This window comes from Paracoccus sp. (in: a-proteobacteria), assembly GCF_046462195.1.
Lineage (GTDB): Bacteria > Pseudomonadota > Alphaproteobacteria > Rhodobacterales > Rhodobacteraceae > Paracoccus.
This window is the reverse complement of record NZ_JBKGUN010000122.1, coordinates 1-18,087: the sequence shown is the minus strand read 5'-3', so window position 1 is coordinate 18,087 and position 18,087 is coordinate 1. Positions and strand designations below refer to the sequence as shown.

The 18,087-nt window shown below is 65.7% G+C and carries 18 protein-coding genes; 9 read left to right on the top strand and 9 right to left on the bottom strand.

The window, feature by feature from the left end; translation table 11 throughout:
- Positions 1 to 663: porin (locus ACLHHB_RS07880; RefSeq protein ID WP_410217719.1), on the bottom strand; the 663-nt coding region annotated here is incomplete at its 3' end.
- 266 nt (positions 664 to 929) lie between these two features.
- Between ACLHHB_RS07880 and ACLHHB_RS07875 the strand changes: the two genes are divergently transcribed.
- From ACLHHB_RS07875 to ACLHHB_RS07855, 5 genes are all read left to right on the top strand, one after another.
- Positions 930 to 1,397 carry a DUF3576 domain-containing protein gene (locus ACLHHB_RS07875; RefSeq protein WP_410217718.1) on the top strand — a complete coding sequence of 156 codons (468 nt, stop codon included), beginning with the start codon at positions 930 to 932 and terminating at the stop codon, positions 1,395 to 1,397.
- Between the two features lie 97 nt (positions 1,398 to 1,494).
- Positions 1,495 to 4,035: a leucine--tRNA ligase gene (leuS, locus tag ACLHHB_RS07870; protein ID WP_410217717.1), complete on the top strand. Its 2,541-nt coding sequence runs from the start codon at positions 1,495 to 1,497 to the stop codon at positions 4,033 to 4,035.
- Positions 4,022 to 4,516, top strand: a complete 495-nt coding sequence (gene lptE, locus ACLHHB_RS07865; RefSeq protein WP_410217716.1) for an LPS assembly lipoprotein LptE — start codon at positions 4,022 to 4,024, stop codon at positions 4,514 to 4,516. The genes leuS and lptE overlap by 14 nt, the downstream gene beginning before the upstream one ends.
- Positions 4,517 to 4,523: 7 nt before the next feature.
- Positions 4,524 to 5,552: a DNA polymerase III subunit delta gene (holA, locus tag ACLHHB_RS07860; protein WP_410217715.1), complete on the top strand. Its 1,029-nt coding sequence runs from the start codon at positions 4,524 to 4,526 to the stop codon at positions 5,550 to 5,552.
- Positions 5,553 to 5,560: 8 nt separating this feature from the next.
- Positions 5,561 to 6,751 (top strand): NAD(P)/FAD-dependent oxidoreductase, encoded by a 1,191-nt coding sequence (locus ACLHHB_RS07855; protein WP_410217722.1) that lies wholly within the window; start codon positions 5,561 to 5,563, stop codon positions 6,749 to 6,751.
- A 270-nt stretch (positions 6,752 to 7,021) separates the two neighbouring features.
- Here ACLHHB_RS07855 and ACLHHB_RS07850 read toward each other — a convergent pair whose 3' ends face one another.
- The 3 genes from ACLHHB_RS07850 to ACLHHB_RS07840 all read right to left on the bottom strand — a co-directional run bounded on the left by ACLHHB_RS07850 (position 7,022) and on the right by ACLHHB_RS07840 (position 8,760).
- Entirely contained in the window at positions 7,022 to 7,609 is a 588-nt protein-coding gene (locus ACLHHB_RS07850; RefSeq protein ID WP_410217714.1) for a glutathione S-transferase family protein, read from the bottom strand.
- Positions 7,610 to 7,667: 58 nt separating this feature from the next.
- Entirely contained in the window at positions 7,668 to 8,249 is a 582-nt protein-coding gene (locus ACLHHB_RS07845) for a lytic transglycosylase (protein ID WP_410217713.1), read from the bottom strand.
- Between the two features lie 136 nt (positions 8,250 to 8,385).
- Positions 8,386 to 8,760 (bottom strand): winged helix-turn-helix domain-containing protein, encoded by a 375-nt coding sequence (locus ACLHHB_RS07840; RefSeq protein WP_410217712.1) that lies wholly within the window; start codon positions 8,758 to 8,760, stop codon positions 8,386 to 8,388.
- 160 nt (positions 8,761 to 8,920) lie between these two features.
- On the opposite strand from ACLHHB_RS07840, the gene ACLHHB_RS07835 reads away from it, so the two are divergent.
- Together ACLHHB_RS07835 and ACLHHB_RS07830 are read left to right on the top strand one after the other, a co-directional pair.
- Positions 8,921 to 10,096, top strand: coding sequence for an acetyl-CoA C-acyltransferase family protein (locus tag ACLHHB_RS07835; protein ID WP_410217721.1), 1,176 nt, complete (start codon positions 8,921 to 8,923; stop codon positions 10,094 to 10,096).
- Between the two features lie 115 nt (positions 10,097 to 10,211).
- A complete protein-coding gene (locus ACLHHB_RS07830; RefSeq protein WP_410217711.1) occupies positions 10,212 to 11,978 on the top strand; it encodes an L-lactate permease in 1,767 nt (588 codons plus the stop codon).
- Positions 11,979 to 12,287: 309 nt separating this feature from the next.
- On the opposite strand, the gene ACLHHB_RS07825 is transcribed toward ACLHHB_RS07830, so the two are convergent.
- The 5 genes from ACLHHB_RS07825 to ACLHHB_RS07805 form a co-directional block, all read right to left on the bottom strand.
- Entirely contained in the window at positions 12,288 to 12,890 is a 603-nt protein-coding gene (locus ACLHHB_RS07825) for a queuosine precursor transporter (protein ID WP_410217710.1), read from the bottom strand.
- Positions 12,891 to 12,979: 89 nt separating this feature from the next.
- The gene (locus tag ACLHHB_RS07820; protein WP_410217709.1) at positions 12,980 to 13,909 is read right to left on the bottom strand and encodes an esterase-like activity of phytase family protein; all 930 of its coding nucleotides are present in this window, start codon (positions 13,907 to 13,909) and stop codon (positions 12,980 to 12,982) included.
- Positions 13,882 to 14,745: a penicillin-insensitive murein endopeptidase gene (gene mepA / locus ACLHHB_RS07815; RefSeq protein ID WP_410217708.1), complete on the bottom strand. Its 864-nt coding sequence runs from the start codon at positions 14,743 to 14,745 to the stop codon at positions 13,882 to 13,884. The genes ACLHHB_RS07820 and mepA overlap by 28 nt, the downstream gene beginning before the upstream one ends.
- On the bottom strand, positions 14,742 to 16,112 hold the full coding sequence (locus ACLHHB_RS07810) for an MFS transporter (RefSeq protein WP_410217707.1): 1,371 nt from the start codon (positions 16,110 to 16,112) through the stop codon (positions 14,742 to 14,744). Before ACLHHB_RS07810 ends, mepA begins: the two co-directional genes overlap by 4 nt.
- A gap of 42 nt (positions 16,113 to 16,154) precedes the next feature.
- Positions 16,155 to 16,715, bottom strand: a complete 561-nt coding sequence (locus ACLHHB_RS07805) for an acyl-CoA thioesterase (protein ID WP_410217720.1) — start codon at positions 16,713 to 16,715, stop codon at positions 16,155 to 16,157.
- Between the two features lie 150 nt (positions 16,716 to 16,865).
- Between ACLHHB_RS07805 and ACLHHB_RS07800 the strand changes: the two genes are divergently transcribed.
- Together ACLHHB_RS07800 and ACLHHB_RS07795 are read left to right on the top strand one after the other, a co-directional pair.
- Positions 16,866 to 17,159 carry a YggT family protein gene (locus ACLHHB_RS07800; protein ID WP_410217706.1) on the top strand — a complete coding sequence of 98 codons (294 nt, stop codon included), beginning with the start codon at positions 16,866 to 16,868 and terminating at the stop codon, positions 17,157 to 17,159.
- On the top strand, positions 17,159 to 18,087 hold a 929-nt coding region (locus tag ACLHHB_RS07795; RefSeq protein ID WP_410217705.1), incomplete at its 3' end, for a RecQ family ATP-dependent DNA helicase. The genes ACLHHB_RS07800 and ACLHHB_RS07795, both read left to right, overlap by 1 nt.

The following is an 18,087-nucleotide window of genomic DNA, read 5'->3' as shown; positions in this document are numbered from 1 at the left end:
GAAGTACTGGTCGTTGCCTTCCAGGCCCGAACCGTTGTTGACGGCAGCAGCCGACAGTTCCAGACGGTCGTTCCAGGTGTAGTCGGCCGAAATGCCCAGTTCTTCTTCGAAGCCTGCACCGTCGGTTAGACCCGTCTGGTCCGGATCGACATAGGAGGCGCGCACGGTCAGAGCGTCGACCGAGTACTTGGCCATGACGCCCATGTAGTTCTGGCTGCGCAGGCGGTCGGAGCTGTAGGCGAAGAACGAACCACCGGGGTTACCGCCGATCGAACGGTCATAGGAACCCAGTTCCGAGGCATAGGCCAGGCCGGCCGAGTCGAAGGCGGTGTCGACGTTGCCGATTTCGACGGTCAGGCCGCTGGCGGTAACAAACAGCTTACCGGCGTTCAGCTGGCCCTGCTCGCCACGGTTGCTGTTGTTCTGGTCCCACTGCAGACGGAAACGGCCACCGAACTCGACGCCCTGGTCGGTCGAGGTGGTCGCGTCGATGTTCATGCGCAGGCGCGAGATCACCTGGGTCTCGTTCGGCGACGGCGTGGTGTCATCGATGTTTTCCAGGTAGATGATACCGGTCCGGCCATAGCCCGAGATGGTCACGTCGGCAGCAGCCACACCGGCGGTCAGAACCAGCGCGGTCGAGGCGATAAGAGCCTTTTTCATGGTGATGTTCCCTCTTGTCTCTCTGATGCCCAAGCCGGCGGTCCCGCCCTGGGTATGCGATTTGTTTCACCGTTTCGAAGTTGTGATGCAACGAAATCAGCAGGGTGGGAATTCCTTTGCCTGCGAGCATGATGCACAAGGGCCACACCCTCTGGCCCGCCCTCGCGTGCGTTGACCTCCGGTTCATGCAACCCCCGGCCATTGTGCTTGTTTCGCCGGTCCTTCCCGCGCTAAAGCTGGCGCGGACATGAAGACCGGGGGATGCCATGACCTATGCACGCGGCGCGCGCCTGATGATCGCCATGACGGCCTTGGCCGGGCTTGCCGCCTGCGGGGGGCAGGGTGGCGGCCGATCGGAGGCCATGGCGGCCCGGGCGCCGCAGGACAGCACCACGATCTGGGAGGTTTTCGGAAACCGCCAGAACCCGAACACGGCCGTGGGCGTCAACAAGTACCTTTGGAACGCCAGCCTGGAGGTTCTGAATTTCCTGCCGGTGCAAACGGTGGATCCGTTCACCGGCGTGATCCAGACCGGCTATGGCACGCCTCCGGGCGGGGGGCGGTCCTATCGCGCGACGGTCCAGATCAGCGATCCCGCGCTGGATGCCCGCAGCCTGCGCTTGTCGCTGCAGGGCCCGGGCGGTGCCGCGGTCGAGCCGGGCACCGTGCGCGCGGTCGAGGATGCAATTTTGACCCGCGCCCGCCAGTTGCGCCTGCGCGACGGGCGACTTTGATCGCCGGCGGCGCAGGTGGCAGGCGCCGCGGCCCTCTGGACCCGCTGATGCGGGGGGTATAAACCCTGCGGGCAACGAATGACGCCCGAGGTTCCCGATGCCCTATGATCCCGCGACAAGCGAAACCCGCTGGCAGAAGGCCTGGGCCGATGCCGGCAGCTTTACCGCCACGCGCGACGAGCGGCCGAAATACTATGTCCTCGAGATGTTTCCCTATCCTTCGGGGCGCATCCACATGGGGCATGTGCGCAACTATACGATGGGCGACGTGGTGGCGCGCTTCAAGCGGGCGCAGGGATTCAGCGTGCTGCATCCAATGGGCTGGGACGCGTTCGGCATGCCGGCCGAAAACGCGGCGATGGAACAGGGCGGCCATCCGCGCGACTGGACCTATGCCAACATCGCCACGATGCGCGAACAGCTGAAGCCTCTGGGCCTGTCCATCGACTGGAGCCGCGAGTTCGCGACCTGCGACGACGCCTATGTGGCCCAGCAGCAGGCGCTGTTCCTGGACATGCTGGAGGCGGGGCTGATCACGCGCAAGTCGGCGCAGGTCAACTGGGACCCGGTCGACATGACCGTTCTGGCCAACGAGCAGGTGATCGACGGCAAGGGCTGGCGGTCTGGTGCGACGGTCGAACGGCGCGAACTGACGCAATGGTTCTTCCGGATCTCGGATTACTCGGACGAACTGCTGGAAGCGCTGGACGGGCTGAAGGGCTGGCCCGAGAAGGTGCGGCTGATGCAGTCGAACTGGATCGGCAAGTCGCGCGGGCTGCAGTTCCGTTTTGCCACGGTCGATGCACCCGCGGGATTCGAGGCGATCGAGGTCTATACGACGCGCCCCGATACGCTGAGGGGCGCCAGTTTCGTGGCGCTGTCACCGGACCACCCGCTGGTCAAGCAGCTGGCCGAGGCCCGTCCCCAGATCGAGGCCTTTCGCGAGGAGTGCCGCAAGATCGGCACGACCGAAGAGGCCATCGAAACCGCGCCCAAGCTGGGCTTTGACACCGGGCTGACCGTTCAGCACCCGCTGGACCCGGACTGGCTGCTGCCGATCTGGATCGCGAACTTCGTGTTGATGGATTATGGCACGGGCGCGATCTTCGGCAGCCCGGCGCATGACGAGCGCGACCACGAGTTCGCGACGAAATACGAGCTGCCGATCCGGGCGACCTTTGGGGAACGGAGCATGGATCAGGCGCAGGCCGATGCGCTGGTCGCAAAGGCGCCCTTTGTGCCCGCCAAGACCGAAACGGTAACCTATGTGCGCGGCTTTGCGGGCGAGGGCGATCAGACCGGCGAGGCTGCTGTCGATGCGGCCATCGCCCATGCCGAGGCGCAGGGCTATGGCGAAGGCGTGACCAAGTTCCGCCTGCGCGACTGGGGTATCTCGCGTCAGCGCTATTGGGGCTGTCCGATCCCGGTGGTTCATTGCGACCGCTGCGGCACGGTGCCCGAGGCCAAGCAGAACCTGCCCGTGCTGCTGCCGCAGGACGTCACCTTCGACGTGCCCGGAAACCCGCTGGACCGCCACCCGACATGGCGTCAGGCCAGCTGTCCCAAATGCGGCGGCGAGGCGCGGCGGGAAACCGACACGATGGACACCTTCGTGGACAGCAGCTGGTATTACGCGCGTTTCACATCGCCGCATGCCGATACGCCGACGACGCGTGCGGATGCGGACTACTGGATGAACGTGGACCAGTATATCGGCGGGATCGAGCATGCGATCCTGCACCTGCTGTATTCCCGCTTCTTTGCCCGGGCAATGGTGAAGACCGGACATCTGCCCGAAAAGGCCAAGGAGCCGTTCGACGCGCTGTTCACGCAGGGCATGGTCACGCACGAGATCTACATGACCCGGGACGAGCGGGGCCGGCCGGTCTATCACCTGCCCGAGGACGTGACGGACGGCAAGCTGGCGGACGGCACCGCAGTCGAGGTCATTCCGTCGGCCAAGATGTCGAAGTCAAAGAAGAACGTCGTCGACCCGGTCAACATCGTGGAAAGCTTTGGCGCCGACACGGCGCGCTGGTTCATGCTGTCCGACAGCCCTCCCGAGCGGGACGTCGAATGGACCGCCTCGGGTGCCGAGGCCGCGGCCAAGTTCCTGGCCCGCGTCTTCCGGCTGGCCGAGGAAGCGCCGGCCGATGGCGGTGACGATGCCGACCTGACGCGGGCGGCGCATCGCGCCATTGCCGATGTGACAGCGGCCATCGAGGGCTTTGCCTTCAACAAGGCCGTCGCCAAGCTTTATGAACTGGCCAATGCCCTCGGCAAGTCCAAGGCCGGAGGGGAGGCGCGTCGTGCCGTCCTGCGGATCATGGCGCAGCTGATGGCCCCCATGGTGCCGCACCTGGCCGAAGAGGTCTGGTCCGTCGCGGGCGGGCAGGGCATGGTCGTGGACGCCGCTTGGCCCAAGGCGGACCCCACCCTGCTGGAAAGCGACAGCGTGATCTTGCCCATCCAGATCAACGGCAAGCGGCGGGCCGAGATCGAGGTGCCCAAGGCCATGCCCAAGGAGCAGATCGAGGCCATGGTCCTGGCGGATGAAACGGTGCAGCGCTTTCTTGAAGGCGCGGCGCCGAAAAAGCTGATCGTCGTGCCCGGGCGGATCGTCAATGTGGTCGCCTGACCGCATTCCGCGGCGCGCGGTCCTTTTTGGACTGCTGGCGCTGTCGGCCTGCGGGCTGAGCCCGGTCCACGGCCCGGGCGGCGGGGGTGACCGGCTGTTCGGCAAGGTGCGCCCGCGCGACCCGGACACGCCTCTCGACTTTGTCTTCAATCGTCGTCTGGCCGAGCGGCTGGGACCGGAGGACGCTGCGATCTATGATCTGGATTACCGGATCAATGCCAGCGTCGTCAGCCAGGCCATCACCACGGACGAGGTGACGACCCGCTATTCGCTGAACGGCACCGCCGATTTCGCGCTGACAGGGCCGCAGGGGCAGGTCGTTACCCGGGGGCGCGTCAGCAGCTTCACGTCCTATTCGACAACCGGCACGACCATCTCGACCCTGGCGGCCGAAGGGGACGCGCGCGAGCGGTTGGCCCTGATGCTGGCCGATCAGGTGGTGACGCGACTGCTGGCGGCGTCCGGGTCGTTGCCGGAATGAGGGCGCGATGCTGCTGAAAGGCGGCGAGATCGCACGGTATCTGGCACGGCCCGACCCGTCACGCCCGGCCCTGCTGATCTATGGCCAGGACCCGATGCGGGTGGCGTTGAAGCGGGCCGAGGCCGTGCGGGCGCTGGTCGGAGAAAAGGCCGACGAGGAGATGCGCCTGACGCGAATGTCCGGCGCAGGGTTGAAGAAGGACCCGGCGCAGCTGATCGATGCGGTACGTGAGGTCGGGTTTTTTCCGGGTCCCCGTGTCGTTCTGGTGGACGAGGCACCCGATACGGCGGCGGAGGCGATTCGTGCCGCCTTGGCCGATTGGCGGCAGGGTGATGCGGTGGTCGTGGTGACCGCGGGCAGCCTTGGCAAATCCTCGGCGCTGCGCAAGCTGTTCGAAACTCATGGTCAGGCCGTTACGGCGCCCGTTTACGACGATCCGCCCGGAGAGGACGAGGTGTCCGGCTGGCTTTCGGAGGCGGGCCTGCGCGAGGTGCCGCGCGATGCCATGCGCGAGCTGATGCTGCTGTCCCGCGCGCTGGACCCGGGCGACCTGCGCCAGACGATCGAGAAGATCGGCCTTTACAAGCACGACGATCCCGCGCCGTTGACGCCTGACGAGATTGCCCTGCTGGCGCCTGCCACGGTCGAGGCCGATCTGGATGAACTGATCCACATCGTGGCGGAACGGCGCGAGGACGAGTTCGGGCGCCTGATGCGCCGGGTCGAACAGCAGGGCATTGCGCCCGTGACCCTGTGCATCGCGGCTTTGCGGCACTTCCGCGTGTTGCACCTGGCGGCCGCCGATCCGGCAGGGCCGGGGGTGGCGCTGGCCCGTGCACGACCGCCTGTCTTTGGCCCGCGCCGCGACAGGATGACCCGACAGGCGCAGACTTGGGGCATGGGGCCGCTGGAGGAGGCGGTCTCGTTGCTGCTGGCAACCGACCTGACCTTGCGCAGCACCAGCCGCGCGCCCCAGATGCCCCTGGTCGAGCGCGCGTTGTTGCGCCTTGCCATGCGGCCACGGGGCCGCCGATGAGTGAGATGGTGGACGCACTGGTGATCGGGGCGGGGCCTGCGGGGCTGATGGCGGCAGAGATGCTGATGGCGCCCGGTCGCCGGGTCGTGGTGGCCGATGCCATGCCGACCCCTGCGCGCAAGTTCCTGATGGCGGGAAAATCGGGGCTGAACCTGACCAAGGACGAGCCGCGGGACATCTTTGCGGGTTTTGTCGAAGGCGGCGACGGGCCTGCGGATCCCCACGGATATCTGCATACGCATGACGGCGGCTTTGGTCCGGCCGAGGTGATGGCCTGGGCCGAAGGGTTGGGGGTGACCCTGTTTGCCGGATCGACCGGGCGCGTCTTTCCGGTGGGCATGAAGGCCTCGCCCCTGCTGCGTGCCTGGCTGGCCCGGCTGCAGGCCGGTGGGGTAGAGTTGCGCAGCCGGTGGCGGTGGTCCGGGCTTGAGGATGGGTTCCGGTTTGAGACTCCGGACGGTCTGCGGCTTTTGTCGCCACGCGTGACCGTGCTGGCATTGGGTGGGGCCAGTTGGCCGGGGCTGGGGTCCGATGCAGGCTGGGCGCCGATGCTGCAGACCGCCGGTGTCAGGATCGCGGCCTTTCGCCCGGCCAACATGGGCTTTCATGTTCGCTGGTCCGCGCCGATGGCCCGTTTCTTCGGATCGGCGGTCAAGGGTGTCGAGATCGTCGCCGGGCCGCGCACCAGCCGCGGGGAATGGGTCATCTCGGCCAAGGGCATCGAGGGCGGCGGCGTGTACGCGGTCGCGGCCGCGATGCGCGATGGGCTTCAGGCCCATGTCGATCTGGCGCCTGATCTTTCGGCAGACAGGCTGGCGGCACGCTTCACGCAGGGGCGGGGCCGGTTGTCGCTGGGGAACTGGCTGCGGCGTGTGCTGGGAGATCCGATCAAGGTGGCGTTGTTGCTGGAATGGGGCCAGCCACTGCCCGAGGATGCGGCCGGCTGGGCGGCTCGTGCCAAGGCGCTGCCGTTGCGTCACGATGGGCCGATGGGACTGGACCGGGCCATTTCCTCGGCCGGGGGCATCGTGACCGAGGCATTGACGCCCGATCTGGAATTGCGTGCGCTGCCCGGTGTGTTTGCCGCGGGGGAAATGCTGGACTGGGAGGCGCCAACGGGGGGGTATCTGCTCACGACCTGCATGGCGACCGGGCGCCGCGCAGGTCAGGCCGCTGCGCTGCGTCTGACTGCGACCTGAGTCGCAGGAGCAAGCAAACCGTCATGACAAGCCCGCCCCTCCCTTGCTAGCGTCACAACCGGGGAGGGACCTTGCGCACCGCATCGCGTTCGCCACCGAGGGTTCCGAATGACGCATACTGTTACACCATTGTCACCGGATCTGCGTCAGCGGATCGACTCGTTCATGTCCCGGCCGGAACAGGCGCCAGTTGCCGCCCCGCCCGCCGAGCCCAAACCACCAGTGAGCGCCGAACCAGAGGTGTCTGACGAACGCCAGCCGAAAGACTGATCACAGCTTGACCACGCGCTGGTACGCCGGGCGTTGACGCATCTGTTCCAGATAATCGGACAAACGCGACTGAACGACTGGAAAGCGGGCGGTCAGCGCCCAATCCAGGCAATGCGTCAGGATCAGATCGGGCACGGTCATGGTTTCGCCCATCAGGAAAGGGCCTTCGGACATCCGGTTGACCAAGGTTTTCTGGCTGGCTTCAAACTCCCACCGGAGGGTGTTCTTGATGGCGCCCAGCCGCCTTTCCTCGGGCAGGATGAAGCTGTGGCGCGCCGCCAGCCACAGGGCCGCATCGAATTCGTCCAGAAGGAACTGGGTCAGGCTGTCCTGCCGCGCCCGGTCAAGGGTTCCGGGGGCGTGAGACATCTGGCCGTGCCGGTCCGCCAGATAGGTCAGGATCGCGGTCGAATCGGTCACGGGCGTGCCGTCGTCGATCAGGACGGGCACCTTGCCGGCCGGGTTGAACTGGGCCACGCCCTCGCTCTGGGGATTGGCCGGGACGTGGCGATAAGGCTGCTGCAGTTCTTCCAGCATCCACAGGACGCGGAATGCGCGACTTCTTGACGTGCCGATGACGGTGTACATGGATCCTCCCTGCCTGGAACCAGAAGGCCCCGAAGCAGAAAGGGCGTCAAGCGCCGGCTCAGGCCCGGCGGCAGGCGATCAGTTGCTGGCGATACATCTCGGACCGCTGGCCCACCTGCCCCGCAACCCGCATCAGCCAACTTTTCTGGCGGTGGCTGCCGCGCGCAAAGCCGCCCCGCCCCTCGTGATAGGCCAGATATTGCGAGGCCGCGTCATGCTTGGACAAGCCCAGCTGCCGCTGGCTGCCGTTCATGTACCAGCCCATGAAGTCGGTGGCATCGCGGATGTTGTCGCGGCGGGCGCGGCGGTTGCCGGAACTGCGCTGGTATTCCTCCCAGGTGCCATCAAGGGCCTGGGAATATCCGAAGGCGCTGCTTTGTCGGCCGATGGGAATAACGCCCAGCGCATATTGATGCGGGGTGCGCGCGTCGCCGATGAACTTCGATTCCTGATACATCGTCGCCATCTGCACATGGACGGGAACGCCCCATTTGCGTTCGGTCTGCTTCATGGCGCGCAGATAGGCGGGCCGTTCGGCGGCGATGGCACATGCATTGTCCAGCTGCCGCGGCGCGCTGTAGTTGCCGCCGCCGCATGACGCGACCAGCGCTACAATGGCCAGCTTCAGTAGCCTGTTCATCCTGCCCTCGTTCTTCTTGTCGGTCTTGTTTCCCGCAGTATGGCGCAAAGTCACGCTCCGGTGAAATCACAAACCCGGAAAATGCGGATGTCCGGACGCAAGGGGTCCGTGTTGACAGCGGAACCTTGCCGACACTTCAGCGCGACCCTTCGGGGCGCAGAAGCGCGTTCAGCGCCATCAGATCCGCGGCTCCGTCCTCCAGCAGCAGGGTTTCCAGCGCGCGGTAATGGCGCAGGACCTGCGCGCCCGTGGGCGTGACGGTGGCCCCGCCGCCACCGGCACCGCCGCGCGCGCGATCGATCACCGGTTCGGCAAAGGCCACGTTCATCTCCTCGACCAGGGTCCAGGCGCGCTTGTAGCTCATCCCCATTTCGCGTGCGGCGGCCGAGATCGAGCCAAGGCGTTCGATCCGGCTCAAAAGCTCTGCCTTGCCCGGCCCCAGGATCAGGGGCGAATCATACTCCAGCCTCAGCTTGATTCGCAGGCGGGGCCGTGGGGCGGGGTCGGTCATGGTCGCCTCGTGCTGCTCGTTATTCCTTGCAAGCATACCGCCTGCCCGTGGCGGCTGCAATTTGCGCTTTTCCTGCCGCCACGGCACGGGCTGGTGCGGCTTGCCTGCAGGGGGTCCCTTCTTATTCTGGCAGCAGGAAAAGGGAGGGGGCACCATGTCCATGTCTGAAATCGTCATCCTGTCCGGCACACGTACCGCCATCGGCACCTTTGGAGGCAGCCTGGCGGCCATTCCGCCGATCGATCTTGCAACCACCGTGACCCGCGCCGCGCTGGAGCGGGCCAGCCTTGCACCCGAGCGAGTGGGGCAAGTGGTCTTCGGGCATGTGATCAATACCGAGCCGCGTGACATGTATCTCAGCCGCGTGGCCATGCTGAACGCCGGCATTCCGCACACCACGCCCGCGATGAACGTGAACCGCTTGTGCGGATCGGGCGCACAGGCCATCGTGTCGGCCATGCAGGCGCTGGTTCTGGGGGATGCGGATTTTGCCATCGCGGGCGGTGCCGAGAGCATGAGTCGCGCACCCTATGCCCTGCCTTCCGCGCGCTTTGGCGCCAAGATGGGCGATCAGGTCATGCTGGACATGATGACCGGGGCACTGACCTGTCCGATGGGGACCGGGCACATGGGTGTCACGGCCGAGAATGTGGCTGCACAGCATGACATCACGCGCGAGCAGCAGGACGCGTTTGCCATGGAGTCCCAGCGCCGCGCGGCGGCGGCCATCGCGGCAGGACATTTTCGTGATCAGATCGTCCCGGTCCAAGTCAGGTCGCGCAAGGGAATCACGGCTTTCGAGGTGGACGAGCATCCCAAGGAAACCAACCTGGACAAGCTGGCCGGTCTGAAGGCGGTCTTCCAGAAGGAAGGCAGCGTGACGGCGGGCAATGCCAGCGGGATCAATGACGGGGCGGCGGCGCTGGTTCTGGCACGAGCCGATGCCGCGCAGGCCGAAGGTCTGGTGCCCCGCGCGCGCATCCTGGGTTATGCGGTTGCCGGGGTCCCGCCTGAGGTGATGGGCATCGGTCCCATCCCTGCCGTCGAAGCCCTGATGGCGCGCACCGGCCTGACGATCGCTGATTTCGATGTGATCGAATCAAACGAGGCCTTTGCTGCCCAGGCCCTTGCGGTCAACAAGGGGCTGGGGTTGGACACGGACAAGGTGAACCCGAACGGTGGCGCCATTGCCTTGGGGCATCCGGTGGGGGCGACTGGGGCCATTCTGACCGTCAAGGCCTTGCATGAACTGGAAAGAACCGGTGCCCGCACGGCGCTGATCACCATGTGCATCGGAGGCGGGCAGGGGATCGCCTTGCCGATCCGGCGCGACTGAAAGGCGCGTCCTTTTGACACCACTGGCAGCCGGTCTGTTTTTCAGACCAGTTTTTCCTTGATTTTCCTGCCTGTCGCGGTCCGATTGTGCCTGACAATTCGAGGGAGGAAACGGGGTGTCACAGGGAGTTCTCTTCATTGCGGCGGCGTTGCCCGTCGTGGTGGTTTTCGTGCTGCTGGTGGTGATGCGGCGATCGGCCAAGACTGCCATGCTCAGCGCCTATCTGGTGACCGTGGCCTTGGCGCTGGTGCTGTGGGGGGCACCGCTGGCCCGCGTTGCAGGGGCCACGGTCAACGGCCTGGTCACGGCCATCACGCTGCTCTACATCGTCTTCGGGGCAATCCTGCTGCTGTACACGGTTCAGGAATCGGGTGCGATCCGGACGATCCGCCGCGGCTTTACCGACATCTCGCCCGACCGGCGCATTCAGGCGATCATCATCGCATGGATGTTCGGATCGCTGATCGAGGGGGCGTCCGGCTTTGGCACGCCGGCAGCGGTGGCCGCACCTCTGCTGCTGGCCATCGGTTTTCCGGCCATGGCCGCGGTCATGGTCACGCTGATCATCCAATCCACACCAGTATCCTTTGGCGCGGTGGGAACGCCGATGCTGGTCGGCATCAGCACCGGCCTGTCGAACAGCCCCGAGGTCGAGGCCGCCATCGCGCCGATGACGGTCGCAGACTATGTTCCCGTGGTCGCGGCACAGGTTGCTCTGGTTCACGCATTGGTCGGGATCCTGATCCCGCTGCTGATGGTGGGCATGCTGACGCGTTTCTTTGGCGCCAGCCGCAGCTTTGCCGAAGGGTTCCGGGCATGGAAATTTGCCATCTTTGCCGGCTTTGCCTTTACCTTGCCCTATCTGCTGGTCGCACGGGTGCTGGGGCCGGAATTCCCGTCGCTTCTGGGCGGCTTGATCGGCCTGCTGATCGTGGTTCCTGCTGCGCGGGCGGGACTGTTCCTGCCGTCAGATCGCTTCGATTTTCCGCCCCGTGCCCAATGGGAAGACGGTTGGCAGGGCACGGTCGAGCCTGATCAGGCCCAGGCCGAACTGGGTCCCAAGGGTCGTTCCATTCCGCTGCTGACGGCTTGGATGCCTTATGTGATCGTTGCGGTGCTGCTGGTCCTGACACGGACGATCGCGCCGCTGAAGGCCTGGCTGACCGGCCCGGACACGACGATTGCCCTGCGCGACCTGTTCGGGTCGGGCATCAACGCGACGGCACAGTTCGCCTATTCGCCGGGAACGGTGATGATCATCGCTTCGCTGATCTCGGTTGTGCTGTTCCGGATGCGGGGGCGCGATTATGGCCGCGCCTGGGCCATCTCGGGCCGCACCATGCTGGCGGCGGCGCCGGCGCTGTTGCTGGCGGTGCCCATGGTGCAGGTTTTCATCAACTCGGGCTCTGAGGGGATGACCTCCATGCCGATCACGCTGGCCGAAGGCATGGCCGCGGCGACGGGCGCATCCTGGCCACTGTTCGCGCCGATCGTGGGCGCGCTGGGCGCCTTTATCGCCGGGTCGAACACCGTGTCGAACATGATGTTCTCGTTGTTCCAGTTCTCGACCGCGCAAGGCATCGGGCTGGATCTGGCGGGCGTCACCATCGTTGTCGTGCTTCAGGCGGTCGGTGGCGCGGCGGGCAACATGATCTGCGTCCACAATGTCGTCGCGGCCTCGGCCACGGTGGGTCTGACCGACCGCGAGGGTGACCTGATCCGCAAGACGCTGATCACGATGGCCTATTATGTCGTGCAGGCCGGGTTGATCGGAATGGCGCTGATCAGCGGTGGCCTGTGGTGGCTGGCTGCGGTGATCTGGGTGCTGGTGGTGCTTGGGTCGATGCGCGCGAACCGCGAAGCGCGCGCGATTCAGGCCTGAATGAGAAAGGGCGGCCGCAAGGCCGCCCTTTCTTTCTTCCACATCCGGGCAGGACGTCGCCCTGCTTTTTCCGAAACGGGGAACGGGTCGCCCAGATGAGGCGACCCGCGAGATCCAAGGAGATGGTCCGGTTAGGGAAGGATCAGATCCGGTCCCAACCAGGGTTTACGACCCTCAGGGCTGCCCTCAGGTCACGGCCCCCCTGACTGTTCCGACACCTCTCTCCACTATCACTCTCGACACTGGACCACCTCCTTTCAAAAGATTGCCGTTATGGGTCAAGCCTGACACAGAACGAAATTCTGTCAATCAGCTTTCGTCTGATCTTCGCAACAAATTGCGGACAATCATCCGGAAGGGCACAAGAGCCAGTAGGGCCAGACAAAGTTTGATCATCCAGTCGGCAACTGCCAGCGAAACCCACAGCGGGCTGAGCGGACCGTGACCAACCAGCGGAACGGCCTCGTTGGCCCAGCCCGTGTTGGCATCCCCCGGCAGCAGGGCCGAAAAGGCGATGCCGAAGAACAGGACCGTGTCGAGGACCGATCCGAACAGCGTCGAGGCAAGTGGTGCCCGCCACCATTCCCCCGACCGCAGCCTGTCAAAGACCGCGATATCGACCAGCTGGGCCAGCAGGAAGGCCGACCCCGAGGCGATCGCGATTCGCAGCGTCGTGGTCTGCATCCCTGCCGCCACCAGCGAAAAGGCCACCCCGGTCACGAAACCCGCCCAGACAACCTGTCGGGCCGCGGCAGGGCCGTGGACGCGGTTCATCACGTCGGTGACCAGAAAGGCCAGCGGATAAGTGAATGCCCCCAAGGTCAGCCAGTTGCCGATTGGAAACTGCACAAGGATGTTCGAGGCAAGGACGATGGCGGCCATCGCAAGGACGCCGGGCAGAAAGCGGGGCATGGGAATTTCCGTTTTTGCAAGGTTGCGGAAGAACTCGGCCCGCCATGCGGCAGGGCAGCGCGGCCCTTACGCCGCTGCCGGGCCGCTTGTCAATTCCGCGATGCCTGCGCCAAGCCGTCCTGCAGGCGATATTCCACGACCTCGGTCCGCTGAAGGAACAGGAAGTTGTCATCCGAGATCAGGGTGATCCGGATGCCCTTGTTGTCCTGCCAGACCGAGATCCCTTCGAGGTTGTCGAACTGCATCGGTCGTGACTCCAGCAGGATCTCTTCATCCTGCGGACCGTTGTCGGTCAAGAGCATCCGCCTGACGCGTGACCTGAAGCCAAGCGGGCCCAGAAAGTCGCGCTCGAGCAGATAGAACCGGCCATCGGGCCCGAAATCGGCTCCGACCGCCAGCCAGTGGGGGTCGCGGCGGATCTGCGTCATCCGCGACCATGTCCCGTCAAAGGCCAGGACCGTGAACGGGATGGACCGATGGACAGATTGTTCGGGCACTGCGATCAGGGTGCCGTCGTCGCGGATGGCCAGCGCCTCCAGACCCTTGTTCATGGTCATGCCGGGCAGTTCGGGTGGATAGGGCAGGCGTATCGCCGGCTCGTCGGGGTCGTCATAGACCAGAACCCGGTGCAGCCCTTCGAAGCTGACCCAGATGCGCCCGTCGGTGCCGATGGCGATCCCCTCGCTGTCCCCCATGAGGCCCGCGGGCAGGGGAACGCCGTCGCTGTCGCGGAGGTTGGCGCGATCCTCGATCCGCATTGCCGTGATGCCGCCTTCGGCGTCCCTTTCGATGCTGCCCCGGTAAAGATGGGCGCGATCGGTCAGGGCGTGGAAACGGGTGCCGTCGGCGCTGATTTCGATACCGGAAAAGCCCCCGAAGTTCGGGTCATCATGTGTCCACACATGCGTTCCCATGTAATCGAGAACCGCGCCTGCATGAACAGGCGCGGCGGTGAGGATCAGCGACAGAAGCGCCGGAACGAGGCGCCTCATCAGGGCGCGGATGCGACGGTGCCGCATTGCGCGGGCAGGTCGCTCATCCGGTAGGTGCGCGGGTGGCGGTAGTCCGGATCGGGGGACGTGGGTTTGGCGCGGCTGGGGTCGATGCGGATGGCAATCCATTCCGCCGCCTCGGCACAACCGTCGCCTGCGGGAATGGGGTTGGGTGTCTGGCAGATCGAACCAGCAGGGCAGTTCATCCGGACATGGAAGTGATAATCATGCTGGTTGATGGGGCGGATCTTGCGCAGCCAGCTGCGGTCCCCCGTCTCGGACTGGCACATGGCGACCTTGGCGACGGGATCGACAAAGATGCGCTCCACACGCCGGTCGCGCGCGGCGGCCCGCATGATGGACATGTGGCCCGGTGTCCAGTTCCCAGACAGTCCTGTGCCGCCCCCCGCCACGACGGACACCGAAGACAGGTTCTCGCGCTGTTGGCGCGACAAGGACAGCGACGAGGGCGGCAGCATCCAGATGTCGGCATCCAGCCCGATCTGGTGGCTGGCATGGCTCGAAGTCATCGGGCCACCGCGCGGCTGGCTGATGTCGCCGATGTAAAGGCCCTGCCAGCCCGCCTGCTGGGCCGCGCGTGACAGGCCGACCAGAAAGTCGATCATCACCGGGTGGCCCCAGTGCCGGTCGCGCGACAATCGCATCGCCTGCCAGCTGGGGCCGCTGTCGGGCAGTTGCACCAGCCCCTGCCCACAGCCCTGGGAATAATTGCCGATGGATACGGCCGGTCCCTGCGAAGGGCTGCGGAAGCTGCCGAACACATCCTTGGCCAGCGGATTGGCGGCAGCGGGCAAGGCCAGGCCCAGCAGGATGGCGGCGGCGGTCAGGGTCTTGCGGATCACGTCGGGGTCTCTCCTTCGGGGTCCACCCAACGTAGCAGAACCAGCGCGACAAGGAAGATCACGATCAGCGGAACAAACCCGATGCGCTGGCTGCCCGTCAGATCGGTAGTCAGCGCAATCAGGAAAGGGGCCAGGAATGCGGTTGCCTTTCCGGACAGGGCATAAAGGCCGAAGCCCTCGGTGGCGCGTTCCTCGGTCGTGTGACGGACCATCATCGTGCGGCTGGCGGCCTGCAGGGCGCCGCCCGCACCGCCGATCACCGTGCCGCAGGCAAAGAAGATCAGGTCGGGCAGGCGCAGCCCCCCGAGAATCGGTTCGGCAGGCGCGGCAAGGCCGAAGATCGAGTCGCGATCCATGCCCACCAGCAGCGTGCACACCGCTGTCAACGCAAGGATGCAGGCCGTGATGACCGCCCGGGGGCCGAAGGAGCGATCGGCCCTTCCGCCCAGCCAGCTGATCACCGCCGCCGAAACGGCGCTGACCACGCCGAAGACCCCCGCCAGGAATACTGGCCAGCCCAGGACGGTGCCGGCATACACGCCGCCAAAACCATAGAGTGCGTTCAGTGCATCGCGCGAGAACATGGAAGAGGCGAGCCATGCCGCCAGGCTGCGCCGATGGCGCAGGCTTCGGATCAGCGTCCAGAGGTCCTGCAAGGCCCTCTGGACGCGCATCGGCCTGTATGTGTCGCGCGGCTCTTTCACCCACAGAAGGAAGGGGATCATGAAGACGACATACCAGATCGCGGTAAAGGGGCCGACAAAGCGGGTTCCTTCGCGCAGGGCCGGATCCAAGCCGAACAAGGGCGGAATGCCGACCAGCGTGCGGCCCGAAGGCGTTTCGGCAAAAAGCGCCAGCATCAGGGCCAGCGCGACCACGCCGCCCAGATAGCCGAAGGCATAGCCGGACCCCGACACGCGCCCGATCTCGGTCCGGGGGGCAAGCGCGGGCAGCATGGCGTTGGTGAAGATGGTCGTGAACTCGACCCCGATCAGGCCGATGCCGAACAGGACAACGGCTTGGATCAGGGCGGGTTGGGTGGGCATCAGCCACCAGAGACCTGCCGCCCCCACCACATAAAGCCCTGAAAAGAACCAGACCCAGATCAGCCGCCGTCCCGAACTGTCGGCGATGGCCCCCAGGATCGGGGCAAGGACCGCGATGATCACCCCGGTCACGGACAGCCCATAGCCCCACAGGGCCTGCGCATTGGCCCCTGCGATGGTGCTGCTGTCGCCCATGGCGATGAAGTGCCGCCGTGCCACTTCGGCGAAATAGATCGAGAAGATGAAAGTCAGAAGCAGCGTGTGATAAGGCTGGCTGGCCCAATCGAAAAACCACCAGCCCCAGATCCGCTTGCGCCGCATGCCGTTCCCCTCGCGTTTCGGCGTCATAAGGCCCGGGCGACATCAGGCTGGCAAGTGGCCTTTCGCGTCATCGGGAATGGCGGGTGGCCAGGGACGTGCGGCATCCGCGTCGATCCAGGCGGTGATCCAACCGGGCAGGGGCGGGCTGACCGGATCGAGGCCCAGGGCCTCCAGCACCTGCGCGGGCGGCACGATGCCCTGGGCCGAAGTCACGGCCGAACGGATCAGCACCTGGTTGCAACATTCCTGCCCCCGCCACATCGACTGTTCCATGTAGACGAAGCGCCCGTCCCATCCGACCATGCGCGAGATCATGGTGAACCGCTGAAAGGCGCGGATGCGGCGGCGATAGCGGGTCGAATTGCCCGCGACCGTGATGCCCCATCCCCGCGCCCGCAGGACCGGGACCAGGCCGGTGCGCTGCGCCAGCGGGATCCGCCCCAAGTCGAACAGCGTCAGGGTGCGGCCGTTGTTCAGCTCGATCCACGGGTCGAGGTCCCAAGGCCAGCACCTGTGGGTCGAAACATGGGTGCCCGTGGGGGCAAGCCGCGGAGCATTGCGGAACTTCAGCAGTTCCTTGGCAAAGCGGATCAGCGGATACATGGCGGTCCTTTCCTTTGGCCAAGGGGCGTGGCGCGCCTTCACGATGACGTCAAGCAGGACGCGGCGGCATCCTGCCGCATCGTCTTGCGCCCGTGCCATGGCATCGCCATACAGTGCAAAGCCGCCGGGAATGACGCCAAAGGAGTGACGATGGGAACGCTGTACGAAGCTCTGCAACTGATCCTGCAGGTTCTGTGGTTCATCATGATCGTCCACATCATCATGTCCTGGCTGATCAACTTCCAGGTCCTGAACCTGCGCCAGCCGCTGGTTGCCCAGATATGGGACGGACTGAACCGCCTGCTGGAGCCGATCTATCAGCCGATCCGGAACATCCTGCCCGACACGCGCGGCTTGGACCTGGCGCCGCTGGTCCTGTTCCTGATCATCATCATCCTGCAGCGGGCCCTGGCCAACAACGCCGGCTTCTTCTACGGCTTCTGATGGCGGGCGACCTTCCTGCGGGCGATCTTCTGCGCCAAGTCTGGGGGTTCGACGGATTCCGCCCCGGCCAGCAGGAGATCGTCGAGGCCGTCGCCGACGGACACGACGTTCTGGCCATCATGCCGACCGGCGGGGGCAAGTCCCTGTGCTATCAACTGCCTGCGCTGATGCGCGAGGGGGTGACCGTGGTCATCTCGCCCCTGATCGCGCTGATGCGGGATCAGGTGCGCGCCCTGCGCGAGGCCGGGGTCGAAGCGGGGGCCTTGACCAGCGGCAATACCGAGGCCGAGACCGCTGCCGTTTTTCAGGCGCTATCGGCCGGGCAGATGAAGATCCTCTACATGGCGCCCGAGCGTCTGGCCTCGGGCGGGACGGTGACCCTGCTGCGGCGTGCGGGCGTCACGGCCATTGCCGTGGACGAGGCGCATTGCGTCAGCCAGTGGGGCCACGACTTCCGCCCGGACTATCTGCGCATCGGTGACCTGAAGCGCACGCTGGGCGTGCCCCTGGCGGCCTTTACCGCCACCGCCGATGTCGAGACGCGGGCCGAGATCGTGACCCGGCTTTTCGAGGGCGCCGAGCCGGTAACGTTCCTGCGCGGCTTCGACCGGCCGAACATCCGTCTGGCCTTCCAGCCCAAGGACAGCCCGCGCAGGCAGGTTCTGAACTACGTGGCTGCCCGGCGCGGCCAGTCGGGAATCATCTATTGCGGCGCACGCGCCCGGACCGAAACACTGGCTCAAGCCCTGCGGGAGGCGGGCCATCCCGCCATCGCCTATCACGCGGGGCTGGAGGCCGAGGCGCGGCGCGAGGCCGAGGCGCGGTTCCAGCGCGAGGACGGGCTGATCGTCGTGGCCACGGTGGCCTTCGGGATGGGCATCGACAAGCCGGACATCCGCTGGGTGCTGCATGCCGACCTGCCGAAGTC

Excerpts from the sequence above, each read along its gene's own strand:
- holA (WP_410217715.1), top strand. The coding sequence starts at position 4,524 with ATGCTGCTGAAAGGCGGCGAGATCGCACGGTATCTGGCACGGCCCGAC.
- ACLHHB_RS07850 (WP_410217714.1), bottom strand. The coding sequence starts at position 7,609 with ATGTACACCGTCATCGGCACGTCAAGAAGTCGCGCATTCCGCGTCCTG.
- ACLHHB_RS07840 (WP_410217712.1), bottom strand. The coding sequence starts at position 8,760 with ATGACCGACCCCGCCCCACGGCCCCGCCTGCGAATCAAGCTGAGGCTG.
- ACLHHB_RS07875 (WP_410217718.1), top strand. The coding sequence starts at position 930 with ATGACCTATGCACGCGGCGCGCGCCTGATGATCGCCATGACGGCCTTG.
- lptE (WP_410217716.1), top strand. The coding sequence starts at position 4,022 with ATGTGGTCGCCTGACCGCATTCCGCGGCGCGCGGTCCTTTTTGGACTG.
- ACLHHB_RS07800 (WP_410217706.1), top strand. The coding sequence starts at position 16,866 with ATGGGAACGCTGTACGAAGCTCTGCAACTGATCCTGCAGGTTCTGTGG.
- ACLHHB_RS07825 (WP_410217710.1), bottom strand. The coding sequence starts at position 12,890 with ATGCCCCGCTTTCTGCCCGGCGTCCTTGCGATGGCCGCCATCGTCCTT.
- leuS (WP_410217717.1), top strand. The coding sequence starts at position 1,495 with ATGCCCTATGATCCCGCGACAAGCGAAACCCGCTGGCAGAAGGCCTGG.
- ACLHHB_RS07835 (WP_410217721.1), top strand. The coding sequence starts at position 8,921 with ATGTCTGAAATCGTCATCCTGTCCGGCACACGTACCGCCATCGGCACC.
- ACLHHB_RS07805 (WP_410217720.1), bottom strand. The coding sequence starts at position 16,715 with ATGTATCCGCTGATCCGCTTTGCCAAGGAACTGCTGAAGTTCCGCAAT.
- ACLHHB_RS07820 (WP_410217709.1), bottom strand. The coding sequence starts at position 13,909 with ATGCGGCACCGTCGCATCCGCGCCCTGATGAGGCGCCTCGTTCCGGCG.
- ACLHHB_RS07810 (WP_410217707.1), bottom strand. The coding sequence starts at position 16,112 with ATGCGGCGCAAGCGGATCTGGGGCTGGTGGTTTTTCGATTGGGCCAGC.
- ACLHHB_RS07845 (WP_410217713.1), bottom strand. The coding sequence starts at position 8,249 with ATGAACAGGCTACTGAAGCTGGCCATTGTAGCGCTGGTCGCGTCATGC.